Origin of the sequence: Burkholderia sp. Tr-20390, assembly GCF_017104595.1 — a bacterium.
GTDB lineage: Bacteria > Pseudomonadota > Gammaproteobacteria > Burkholderiales > Burkholderiaceae > Burkholderia.
The window spans coordinates 1-11638 of record NZ_JAAGPC010000232.1 but is presented as its reverse complement, the minus strand read 5'-3'; the positions used below and the strand labels follow the sequence as shown (position 1 = coordinate 11638).

At 67.1% G+C, this 11638-nt stretch carries 11 protein-coding genes and 1 pseudogene; 8 read left to right on the top strand and 4 right to left on the bottom strand.

Annotated elements, in window-relative coordinates; all coding sequences use genetic code 11:
* The 3 genes and pseudogenes from G3N98_RS35380 to G3N98_RS35370 form a co-directional block, all read right to left on the bottom strand.
* A partial coding sequence (locus G3N98_RS35380) for an A24 family peptidase (RefSeq protein ID WP_206150729.1) occupies positions 1 to 433 on the bottom strand: 433 nt, incomplete at its 3' end.
* Positions 434 to 521: 88 nt separating this feature from the next.
* Positions 522 to 704, bottom strand: a complete 183-nt coding sequence (locus tag G3N98_RS35375) for a Flp family type IVb pilin (RefSeq protein WP_041493341.1) — start codon at positions 702 to 704, stop codon at positions 522 to 524.
* Positions 705 to 1436: 732 nt separating this feature from the next.
* Positions 1437 to 1571, bottom strand: a pseudogene (locus G3N98_RS35370) (transposase); the annotation flags it as partial.
* Between the two features lie 68 nt (positions 1572 to 1639).
* Here G3N98_RS35370 and G3N98_RS35365 point away from each other — a divergent pair.
* From G3N98_RS35365 to G3N98_RS35335, 7 genes are all read left to right on the top strand, one after another.
* Positions 1640 to 2842 carry an RNA-guided endonuclease TnpB family protein gene (locus G3N98_RS35365; protein WP_206150728.1) on the top strand — a complete coding sequence of 401 codons (1203 nt, stop codon included), beginning with the start codon at positions 1640 to 1642 and terminating at the stop codon, positions 2840 to 2842.
* A 259-nt stretch (positions 2843 to 3101) separates the two neighbouring features.
* Positions 3102 to 4169 carry an ABC transporter substrate-binding protein gene (locus tag G3N98_RS35360; RefSeq protein ID WP_089427887.1) on the top strand — a complete coding sequence of 356 codons (1068 nt, stop codon included), beginning with the start codon at positions 3102 to 3104 and terminating at the stop codon, positions 4167 to 4169.
* 15 nt (positions 4170 to 4184) lie between these two features.
* Positions 4185 to 5027 (top strand): ABC transporter permease, encoded by an 843-nt coding sequence (locus G3N98_RS35355; RefSeq protein ID WP_089474522.1) that lies wholly within the window; start codon positions 4185 to 4187, stop codon positions 5025 to 5027.
* A 39-nt stretch (positions 5028 to 5066) separates the two neighbouring features.
* Positions 5067 to 5888 carry an ABC transporter permease gene (locus G3N98_RS35350; protein ID WP_089474521.1) on the top strand — a complete coding sequence of 274 codons (822 nt, stop codon included), beginning with the start codon at positions 5067 to 5069 and terminating at the stop codon, positions 5886 to 5888.
* A gap of 40 nt (positions 5889 to 5928) precedes the next feature.
* Positions 5929 to 6774: an ABC transporter ATP-binding protein gene (locus G3N98_RS35345; RefSeq protein ID WP_206150727.1), complete on the top strand. Its 846-nt coding sequence runs from the start codon at positions 5929 to 5931 to the stop codon at positions 6772 to 6774.
* A 148-nt stretch (positions 6775 to 6922) separates the two neighbouring features.
* Positions 6923 to 7876 (top strand): TauD/TfdA family dioxygenase, encoded by a 954-nt coding sequence (locus G3N98_RS35340; protein ID WP_206150726.1) that lies wholly within the window; start codon positions 6923 to 6925, stop codon positions 7874 to 7876.
* Between the two features lie 158 nt (positions 7877 to 8034).
* Positions 8035 to 8982: a TauD/TfdA family dioxygenase gene (locus G3N98_RS35335; protein ID WP_206150725.1), complete on the top strand. Its 948-nt coding sequence runs from the start codon at positions 8035 to 8037 to the stop codon at positions 8980 to 8982.
* Positions 8983 to 9081: 99 nt separating this feature from the next.
* On the opposite strand, the gene G3N98_RS35330 is transcribed toward G3N98_RS35335, so the two are convergent.
* Positions 9082 to 10743: an ABC transporter substrate-binding protein gene (locus G3N98_RS35330; protein WP_206150724.1), complete on the bottom strand. Its 1662-nt coding sequence runs from the start codon at positions 10741 to 10743 to the stop codon at positions 9082 to 9084.
* Between the two features lie 289 nt (positions 10744 to 11032).
* On the opposite strand from G3N98_RS35330, the gene G3N98_RS35325 reads away from it, so the two are divergent.
* On the top strand, positions 11033 to 11440 hold the full coding sequence (locus G3N98_RS35325; RefSeq protein ID WP_089442892.1) for a DUF427 domain-containing protein: 408 nt from the start codon (positions 11033 to 11035) through the stop codon (positions 11438 to 11440).
* The last annotated feature ends 198 nt before the right edge of the window (positions 11441 to 11638 follow it).

Here is an 11638-nt window from a genome sequence, read left to right as displayed (position 1 = left end):
TCGCTTCCGCTTCGACGAAGATCGTCGGAATGCCCGCGTTGATCATCGTCGCCTTCAGCGTGCCGACGCCCGGCACCGCGAGATCGTCGACGAGGTTGCCGGTCGGGAACATCGACCCGCCCGCGCCGACGGCCGTCAGCACCGGAAACGCCAGTGCCGGGCCGGCCCACAGGAATACCGCGGCCGCCAGCTTGACGTCGCCTCCGCCGATCCAGCCCGCGTGGCGCATGCCGCCGAACAGCAGCAGCATCGCCGCCCCGGTCGCGACATGGCCGGCCAGCGGCGCGAATCCGTCGCGCGCGAGCGCGGCCGCGACGAAATACAGCGTCGCGAACGCGAGCACCGCGCGATTGGACAGGCGCCGGTCGCGCAGATCCTGCGCGGCGAGCGAGGCCAGCAACACCGTGGCCACCGACTGCACGAGCGTGAGCATGGGAGAGCCGTCCGTCGACACGCCCCGGCCGGACACGTTCTACCGCTGCGGATCCCGGTGTTCGTCGGTGGCGCGCGGGTTCAGGGGATCAGATCAGGCTCGTCACCTTGTTGATCAGTGTCGTGAACACGCTCGGCAGGCCGCCGCTGGTGCTGCTGAGGATCACGCCGACCGCCGCGAGCGCGACCACGACGATGCCGGCCAGCACGGCGTATTCGAGCGAGCTGACGCCACGTTCGTCACGCAGCAGGGACTTGACGTATTGCAGCATGGCAACCTCCGTGTAACGGGGTCGGTGACCGACCGTTGAACGCAAAGATGCTCCGTTGCTCCGGCGGTTGCGCAGGGCCTTCGCCCGTTGCGACGCATGCGCGAGACCCTGGCACGAGGTCGCCCGCATCCCCCGGAATCCTCTCGACTACTGCAACACGCGGCGTGCAACGACATCTTCGATCGTTGCGTGCCTGCATCCGTTGTGCGGTCTTCCCGCACGATGCAACCGCGCTGATTCGTCTAGGGTATAGACAATTTTTCAGGCGAATTCAAATTATTTGGCGTCGGATGCATTTATGGATTTCATCGTGCAACGATGAAATCCATACGGTTCATTTACGGTCATTTTTTCTCGATGCATGTCGAATGGTTCGCCTATCGGCACAGGCGTGGCGGCTGTTGCAGTGCGTAATTGACCGGCCCTGTTTTCATTCGATTTATCGGCCTGCCGGGTCGATCCGAATGCGTGCGCCTTGCCACGCCCGGCCCGCCATCCCGGCAAGCATGACGGGCTCGCATCCTATTTCCCCGGCGATCCGTCCGCGCTTTTCCGCCCTGATTCAGCCAGTGATCCCCGTGCAAATCTGCGCTCGCCTTTAGCGCGACTTTTCAATCGGCCATTGCCTGATTCCGCATCTGGGTTCAATCGACTTGATTGGAATGCGCGTCAAACCTCGTCCTTCAGGGCGGGGAAGGATAGCGCGGACACCGTAGGCGTCCTTTCGGGCGGCTAGTGGGGCGTTTTCTGTTGGTCGATGTATTTGCGAACGATTTCGACAGGCGCTCCGCCACAACTTCCGGCAAAGTAAGGCGGAGACCACGGCGCGCCGCCCCACGACTTTTTACGAATGCTCGAGTAGCACTTGAAAGACGTAAATGCGACCACGTCGAATGGCTTGACTCGCTCTTGTGGGCCAGACATACAATCGTCCGATGCGACGACTCCAGGCCTTCAAGTTCGAACTGATGCCGAACGGCGAGCAGCAGCGCGATATGCGCCGCTTCGCCGGATCGTGCCGGTTCGTCTACAACAAGGCACTGGCGTTGCAGAAGGAGAACTACGAGGCGGGCGGCAAGTTCATTGGCTACGTAGCGATGGCCAAGCATCTGACGGAGTGGCGTAACGGAGGCGAAACGCCATGGCTCAAGGATGCCCCCGTTCACCCGTTGCAACACGCCCTCAAGGACATGGAACGGGCCTACAAGAACTTCTTCGCCAAGCGAGCGGCGTTTCCGAAGTTCAAGAAGCGCGGCCAGCGCGACAGTTTTCGCTACCCGGACCCCAAGCAATTCAAGCTCGACCAGCCCAATGGGCGCATTTTCCTGCCCAAGCTGGGCTGGATGCGGCTGAGGTTGTCGCGTCCCGTGCCGGGAGAACTGCGCAACGCAACGGTCAGCTTCAACGCCGGCAAGTGGTGTGTCTCGATCCAGACCGAGCGGGAGGTCGAGCAGCCGGTGCCCCATGCCACCAGCGCGATCGGCATCGATGTGGGCATCGCCCGCTTCGCCACGATGAGCGACGGCACGTTTGTCGCACCGCTCAATAGTTTCAGGAAACATGAGGCTCGTCTGCGCCGATGCCAACGTGCGATGAGCCGCAAGGTCAAGTTCAGCAATAACTGGAAAAAAGCCAAGGCCAGAGTCCAGCGCATCCATGCGCGCATCGGCAATACTCGCCGCGACTACCTGCACAAAGCCACGACCACGATCAGCAAAAACCACGCGATGGTGTGTATCGAGGACTTGCAGGTTCGGAATATGTCCAGGTCGGCGGCAGGCAGCACCGATGCGCCTGGCAAGAACGTCCGGGCCAAGTCTGGGCTGAATAAGGCCATCCTCGACCAGGGGTGGTTCGAGTTCAGGCGGCAATTGGAATACAAGCTGGCCTGGAATGGCGGCCGGCTGGTGGCGGTGCCGCCCGCGAATACAAGTCGGACGTGTCCGGCTTGTGGATACGTGAGTGCGGAAAACCGGACCACGCAGGAAAAATTCGCCTGTGTCGAGTGCAGTTACGAGGAGAACGCCGATGTCGTCGGCGCTCTGAACATTCTGGCGCGGGGACACCGCGTTGCAGCCTGTGGAGAGCCGGTGCAGTCGGGCCGCTCAATGAAGCAGGAACCCGCCGAGGCGATCTGAGATAAGCATTATCATTTCAGACGCGGTAGGAATCCCGTCTTCAGGCGGGGGAGGATGTCAATGGAATCCTGATTGAATGTCAGATGCATGTGAATACCATTCTCATCCGGATGGAATGAATCGCCCGGCGCGCCAACCCGGAAAACAGCGATAAGCATAGTTCAAATCGTTTCTTGTCCGGCCCCGGGCCGTCGTCGAGAATGCGCCGACGGGCTGAGGCCCGGTGTCGCTTCCCCCAACGTTCCGGACCCATCGATTCATGCTTCCACTGCGCCTGCTTCGCTCGCTGCTGATCGCGTCCCTCATTGCGTTGCCGGCCGCCGCCGCGCACGCCGACAAGCCCGCCACCATCCGCATCGGTGTCGCCCAGCAAGGCGCCGGCGATCCGCCGACGTTCGGTGGCTCGAGTGCGGCCACCGCGCAGTTGCAGCAACTGGTCGAAAAGGAGTTCGCGGCCGACGGCATCAAGGTCGAATGGCTGTTCTTCAAGGGCGCGGGGCCGGCCGTCAACGAGGCGATCGCCAACAAGGCGCTCGACTTCGCGTACCAGGGCGACCTGCCCGCCGTGCTCGCACGGGCGAACGGGATCAAGACGCGCCTGCTGCTCGCCGCAAGCGTGCGCTCGGGTGTCAAGATCGCGGTGCCGCCCGACTCCCCCATCCGCTCGATCAAGGACCTGAAGGACCGCCGCGTGTCGATCTTCCGCGGCACGAACCTGCAGCTCGTCGCCGACAACGCGCTCGCGAAGAACGGTCTCGGCGAACGCGACCTGCGCGTGATCAACCTCGACGCCGCGAGCTCGCTCGCCGCGCTCGCGTCGAAGGGCATCGATGCGTCGGTGGGCGACTACCAGCTGTACAAGCTGCGCGACGCGGGGCTCGCGAAGATCATCTACGAATCGCAGAACGACGGCCCGCAACTCACGCGCCAGACCCACCTGCTCGTGCTCGACGAGTTCGAGCGCGCGCATCCGGACATCGTCCAGCGCGTCGTTACCGCCGTCGTGAAGGGCGCGCAATGGTCGTCCGACGAAGCGAACCGCGACGCGCTGTTCAAGCTGTGGGCGAAAAGCGGCGTGCCGGTGTCGTCGTGGCAGGCCGACTATGCGAACCAGCGCCTGAAGGATCGCCTGTCGCCGCTGATCGATCCGTTCTTCGTCGCGCGCTACAAGTCCGTCGCGCAGGATGCGCTGGCACTGAAGCTGATCCGCCAGCCGGTCGACGTCGATGGCTGGTTCGAGCCGAAGTATCTCGACAATGCGCTGCGCACGCTGAAGCTCGAAAGCTACTGGCCACGCTACGACGCGGCCGGCAAGCCGCTTTCCTGACCCGGACCCGCCACGATGAGCGACACCGCGTTTTCCATTCCGTCGTCCGAACGCCACGCGCTCGCCGCGCCGCCGCACCGTGCGGCGGCCGTGAAGCGGTGGTCGTGGCGGCTCGCGCCGTGGCTGCTGCCTGCGCTGCTGTTCGCGCTGTGGAGCGTCGGCAGCGCGCGCGGCTGGATCGCGCCGCAGATCCTGCCGCCGCCCGAACGCGTGTTCGACGCACTCAAGGATCTCGCGACAAGCGGCGACCTCGTGCGCCACACGCTGATCAGCCTGCAGCGCGTGCTGGTCGGCTTCGCTGCCGGCACGCTGCTCGGCTTCACGACCGGCGTCGCGCTCGGGCTGTCGCGCACGCTGGAAGCCTACGTGCTGCCGAGCTTCAATGCCCTCGTGCAGATTCCGGTGCTCGGCTGGTTACCGTTCCTGCTGTTGCTCGTCGGTGTCGGCGAGCCGCTCAAGTACCTGCTGATCGCGCATGCGGCGCTCGTCCCCGTCACGCTGAGCACGTTGCAAGGGTTTCGTCAGACGCCGCCCGCACTCGACGAAGTCGCCAGCGTATTCGGCTACACGCGGCGGCAACGCATCGTGCACGTCGTGCTGCCCGCCGCGATCCCGACGCTCGCGACCGGCGTGCGGCTCGCGTTCACGAAGTCGTGGCTCGCGCTCGTCGTCGTCGAGCTCGTCGCATCGTCCGAAGGGCTCGGCTACCTGATCGTGTACGGGCGGCAGCTGTTCCAGCTCGACCTCGTGATGGCGGCCGTGATCGTCGTCGGCGCGGTCGGCCTGCTGATCAACCGGCTGCTCGATGCACTCGAAGCGCGCCTGCGCCGCGGCGTGCCGTCCGCGTTCCGCGGCTGAAGCGCCGCCCCTGCCCGCGCAATCGAAGGAGTCCCGCCCTTGACGTATCCCGCCGCCGCGCCTGACACCACCCCGCCCGCCACCGCGACCGCCCGTCGCCTGCGCGCCCCCGACTGGCGCGGCTTCGTACTGCCGCTCATCGCGTTCGCGCTGTGGTGGGCGATCGCTTCCGCGCACCTCGTGAGCAGCGGGCTGCTCGTCGGCCCCGCCGACGTGTTGCGCACCGCATGGGCGCAAGCCACGAGCGGCGCACTCGGCCGCGCGCTGTCCGCGTCGCTCGCGCGTGAAGCGTGCGGTTTCGTGCTCGGCGCGACGGGCGGGCTGCTGCTCGGCGCCGTGCTCGGGCTGTCGCGCGTCGCCGCACGCATGGTCGGCCCGAGCTTCGACACGTTCAAGCAGGTCTCGCTGTTCGCGTGGATTCCGCTGATTTCCGTGTGGTTCGGCCTCGGCGACGTCGCCAAGGTCGTGTTCCTGTCGCTCGCCGCGCTGCTGCCCGTCGCCGCGCACACCTGCGACGGCATTCACGCGGTGCCGCGCGCGTATGTCGACGTCGCCCGTGCGCTGCGCTACTCGCGGCTCCAGCTCGTGCGCCACGTGATCCTGCCGGCCGCGCTGCCGTCGATTTTCACCGGGCTGTATCTCGGCCTGATCTATTCGTGGCTCGCGACGCTCGGCGCCGAATACCTGCTGGTCGCCGGCAGCGGGATCGGCAATACGCTGATCGACGGCAGCGAACAGTTCCGGATGGATCTCGTGCTGTTCGGGATCATCGTCGTCGGCGTGACCGGCTGGGCGCTGAACGCGATCGCGCGTGCGATCGAACGCAAGGTGCTGGCCCGGCGCGGCGACCTGACGCGCTGATCGCCGTTTCCTTTCTCGTCACCCTCTTCCTCGCACCGCCATGACGACCCTCGCCTCCGATTCGCTCGACATCCTCCACGTGAGCAAGCACTACGCGCAACGCGGTGCCACGCTCGCCGTACTCGACGACGTGTCGCTGCACGTGCGCGCCGGTGAATTCGTCACGATCGTCGGCTCGAGCGGTTGCGGCAAGTCGACGCTGCTGCGGCTGATCGCCGGGCTCGATACCGATTACGCGGGCGAGATCCGGGCCGGCGCCGAACGCGTGCGCGACACGTCGCTGCAGCGCGGAATCGTGTTCCAGGATCACCGGCTGTTCCCGTGGCTGACCGTCGCGCAGAACATCGAGGCCGCGCTGCGCAACGCGCCGCTCGACGCGGCCGCGAAGCGGCGCGCGGTTGCCGATCACGTCGCGCTCGTCGGGCTGAACGGCTTCGAGCACGCGTATCCGAACCAGCTGTCGGGCGGGATGGCGCAGCGCGTCGCGATCGCGCGCGGCCTCGTGAACCACCCGCGCGTGCTGCTGCTCGACGAACCGTTCGGCGCGCTCGACGCGCAGACACGCGCGCGGATGCAGAACGAACTGCTGCGCATCTGGGAACAGGAGCGCATCACGATGATCCTCGTCACGCACGACGTCGACGAAGCCGTGTATCTCGGCGACCGCGTCGTGACGATGGCGCCGCGCCCGGGCCGCATCGAACGCATCGTCGATGTCGCGTTGCCGCGCCCGCGCCGGCGTGATTCGCCGGAATTCGCGCGATTGCGCGACACCGTGCTCGCCGATTTCGACGACCACGAACCGCCGGGCGACGATCGCCCGGGCGGTAAGCGCATCGACACGCCGCGCCCGCACCGGATCGGCGAATGGCGGCTTGCGTGGTAGCGCGAACGACGCACCGCATTGCTCAGCATGACGACGCATATCGATCATCGCTGCGCACACGCTAAGGTTGTGACGATTCATCGGTTCCGATTGCGCGCGGTCCCTGCTTGAATGGAGACTCGCCCGACCCGACTCCAGGAGACTCCCGATGTCCGAAGTCCAGCACGCCGCTCACCCGTCTTCGAATGCTTCGCACGCCGCACCGCGCACGGCCGCCACGCCGCTCCAGCTTCGCCAGGTCGCCGGCCGGATCGGCGCCGAGATCGCCGGCGTGCGCCTGTCAGGCACGCTCGACGACGCGACGTTCGACGCGATCCAGGCCGCGCTGCTGCGCCACAAGGTGCTGTTCTTCCGTGGCCAGCAGCATCTCGACGACACCGCGCAGGAAGCGTTCGCACGCCGCTTCGGCAAGACCGTCGCGCACCCGACCGTGCCGTCCGTCGACGGCAGCGCAGCCCTGCTCGAACTCGATTCCGCGCACGGCGCGCGCGCCAATTCGTGGCACACCGACGTGACATTCGTCGATGCGTATCCGAAGATCTCGATCCTGCGCGCCGTCGTGATTCCGCCGTTCGGCGGCGACACCGTGTGGGCCAACACGGCCGCCGCGTACACGAACCTGCCCGACCCGCTGCGCGCGCTCGCCGACACGCTGTGGGCGCTGCACACCAACGCATACGACTACGCGTCGACGCACGTGCATGCCGACGATACGCAACTGAAGCGCTACCGCGAGGTGTTCACGTCGACCGTCTACGAAACCGAGCACCCGGTCGTGCGCGTCCATCCGGAAACCGGCGAACGCACGCTCGTGCTCGGGCATTTCGTGCAGCGGCTCAAGGGGCTGTCGGCGCAGGATTCCGCGCACCTGCTGCAGGTGTTCCATGAACACGTGACGCGCCTCGAGAACACCGTGCGCTGGAACTGGCAGGAAGGCGACGTCGCGATCTGGGACAACCGCGCGACGCAGCACTACGCGATCAACGACTACGGCGATGCGCGCCGCGTCGTGCGCCGCGCGACCGTGCACGGCGACGTGCCGGTCGGCATCGACGGCCGCCAGAGCGTCGTGCTGAAGGGGCCGGGCGCGACACTGCAGTAACGCCCGCGTCGCGCGGCGGCGGCGCTCCGTGCGCGCCGCCGCGCCTGCCCCGCTTTACGCTACCGGACACCGACCATGCCCTTCCCGCCTTCGGACCGACGCTTGCACGCGCAACGATGTCGGCCCTCCGCCCACTCCACTTCCGCCAGGAGCGTCGCATGAGCGCCCTACTCGAACCCGCCGCCCAGCCGGTCGACGTGATTCCGCTGTCCGCCCATATCGGCGCGGAAATCCGCGGCGTCGACCTCACGCAACCGTTGACCACGCCGCAGATTGCGGCGATCCGCGCCGCGCTGCTGAAATGGCGCGTCATCTTCTTCCGCGAGCAATTCCTCACGCACGAGCAGCATGTCGCGTTCTCCGCGCAGTTCGGCGAGCCGACGGTCGGCCACCCGGTGTTCGGGCACGTCGACGGGCATCCGGCCGTCTACTCGATCGCGAAGCATCGCAAGGCGACGCGCTTCGAAGGCGAACCGGTGCGCCGCCCGTGGACCGGCTGGCACACCGACGTGACGGCCGCCGTGAACCCGCCGTGGGCGTCGATCCTGCGCGGCGTGACGATCCCGCCGTACGGCGGCGACACGCACTGGACGAACCTCGTGCGCGCGTACGAAACGCTGTCGGCGTCGCTGCGCGGCTTCGTCGACGGCCTGCGCGGCATTCACCGCTTCACGCCGCCGGCCGGCGCGCGCGCCACCGGTGCGTTCGACGATGCGGTCGAGCGCCGCCCGCTCGTCACCGAGCATCCGCTCGTGCGCGTGCATCCGGAGACCGGCGAACGCGCGTTGTACGTGAGCCCGAGCTTCCTGAAATCGATCGTCGGGCTGACGCCGCGCGAGAGCCAGGCGCTGCTCGAACTGCTGTGGGAACACGTGACGCGGCCGGAATTCACGATCCGCTTCAAGTGGGAACCACGCAGCATCGCGTTCTGGGACAACCGCGCGACCGCCCACCTCGCGCCGGTCGACATCTTCGATCTCGACTTCGATCGCCAGCTGTATCGCACGACGCTCATCGGCGACGTGCCGGTCGGCCCCGACGGCCGGCCGTCGGTCGCGCTCGAAGGCTCGCCGGTCGAAGCCGCGGCGGCGGTCGCGCTCAACTGAACCGACCCGACCTGCCGGCAGCCGGCGCGCACTGCAGCGCGCCGGCCTTTGCCATCGTCACACCGCACGGACCACAGCACCGTCCGCGCGGCCCGCCCGTCAATCCAGCCACACCCCGTCGAAGCGATGCCCGCCGAGCGGCGAGAACGTCAGCCCGTGCACGCGCTTGGACACCGGCAGCGACACGATCGACGTCGCGATCGGCGTGAACGGCACCTGGTCCTTGAACACGACCTGCGCCTGCTCGTACAGCGCCGTGCGCTTCGCGACGTCCCCATTGGAACGCGCCGCGTCCACCAGCTTCTCGAAATCCCGGTTGCACCACTTCGCGAGATTGCTGCCGTGCACCGCGTCGCAACCGAGCAGCGTGCCGAGCCAGTTGTCGGGGTCGCCGTTGTCGCCCGACCAGCCGTACAGGATCGCGTCGTGCTGCCCGTCGTGCTTCGCGCGGCGGTTGTATTCGCCCCACTCGTAGCTGACGATCTTCGCGCGCACGCCGATCTTCGCCCAGTCCTGCTGGATCAGCTGCGCCATCAACTGCGCATTCGGGTTGTACGGGCGCTGCACGGGCATCGCCCACAGCGTCAGGTCGAAGCCGTTCGGGAAACCGGCCTGCGCGAGCAGCGCCTTCGCGGCCGCCGGGTCGCGCGGCGCGTCCTTCAGCCGCGGGTTGTACGACCATTGCGCCGGCGGCATCGGGTTCGTCGCGATCGTCGCGTCGCCGTTGAACACGGTCTTCACGATCGCCGACTTGTCGATCGCGATGTCGAGCGCGCGCCGCACGTCGACACGATCGAGCGGCGCATGCTGCGTGTTGTACGCGACGAAGCCGACGTTGAAACCCACCCCCGAGAACAACGTCAGCTTCGGGTCGCGCCGCACCGTATCGAGATCGGCCGGCCGCGGGAACGCCGATACCTGGCACTCGCCGGCCACCAGCTTCTGCAGGCGCGCGGCCGGATCGGGCGTGATCGCGAACACGAGGCGCGCGAGCTTCACGTCGTCCGGTTTCCAGTAGTCGGGATTCGCGTCGTAGCGGATCAGCGCGTCCTTCTGGTACGTGCGCAGCAGGAACGGCCCCGTGCCCACCGGGAACTGGTTGATGTCGGCCTCGCGATGGCGCGCCGCGAGCTGCGACGCATACTCGGCCGACAGGATCGACGCGAACGCCATCGCGAGATTGCGCACGAACACGACGTCGGGTGTCTTCAGCACGAAGCGCACCGTGTAGTCGTCGACCTTGTCGATGCGCTCGATGTTGCGGTCGAAGCCGAGGTCGCTGAAATACGGGAAGCTGACCGGATAGGCCTTGCGGAACGGATCGTCGGGATCGAGCATCCGGTGGAACGTGAACACGACGTCGTCGGCCTGGAACGGCCGCGTCGGCTTGAACCACGCGGTGGTCTGGAATTTCACGTCGCGCCGCAGGTGGAACGTGATCGTGCGCTGGTCGGGCGACACGTCCCAGCTCGTTGCGAGCGCCGGCTCGAGATCGAGCGTGCCGCGCTTGAACTGCACGAGCCCGTTGTAGACCGGGTACGTGCTCGCGTCGAAATCGGTGCTCGTCGTATGCTGGCCCGGATCGAAGCCGGCCGGGCTGCCTTCGGTGCAATACACGAGCGTCTTGCCGGACGGCGCGGCAAGCGCGTGCGTGGCCGCGCCGGCGAGCAGCAGCGACGCCGCGAGACAGCGCAGGGCGATCGCGGCATGGGGGACGCCACGCACACGACGCGCGGCTGACGAAACGAAAGCGTTTTTCATGGTGACGGGGACAGGACAGCGCTGTCATACAAATGAAGACGGCCGATCTTCGCGCGCCTCCCGCCGATCGCTTACCAATTAATTTCGCGTTGCTTATCGTCGTGGCTGCATCCCGCTGCCCGTGCATGAAAACGTCCACGCGAACGCCGGGAGGCCGTCTCGCGCCGTCGTCTTCCGGCCCCCTGCAGACTCGCCCGAAATGGCGCATCGTATCGGCTGGCCAACGCCGGCACGGGCGCGCCGGGATTCGCCCGGCGCGCCCGTGCCGCCGATTCCAGGAGGACACACGATGCCCGTCAGCTCCGAAACGTCTGCTCGCCCGGTGAAGACGCCGGGCCCCGATCACCCGATCACGGTCGAACTGCACCCGCGGCGCGTCGTGGTCAAGGCGGCCGGCAGGGTCGTCGCGGATACGCGCCGCGCGCTGGCGCTGCGCGAGGCCGCCTACCCGGCGGTGTTCTACATCCCGCGCGAGGACGCCGACCTGACGCTGCTGCAACGCACCAACCACGCGACGTACTGTCCGTACAAGGGCGACGCCGCCTATTACTCGATTCCGGTCGGCGGCGAGCGCGCCGTGAATGCCGTCTGGACCTACGAGGCGCCGTATCCGGCCGTCGACGCGATCCGCGGGCACCTCGCGTTCTATCCGGATCGCGTCGATTCGATCGAGGAAAGCCCGGCCGGCTCCGATTGAGGGTCGCGACAGCCGTTCATCGACCGCCCGGCGGCGGCGTGTGCGCGTGTGCGCATTCGCCGACACGGCGGCGCCGTGCCGGCGGGTTCCCGTGCCGATCACCGGCCCGCACCCGCCCACCTGGCCCGCCGCTGATTTGCATATGCGGATTCGTTGGTTGGCCGCCGGCCTGCGCGGCCGTATCGTCCTGAATCCGGA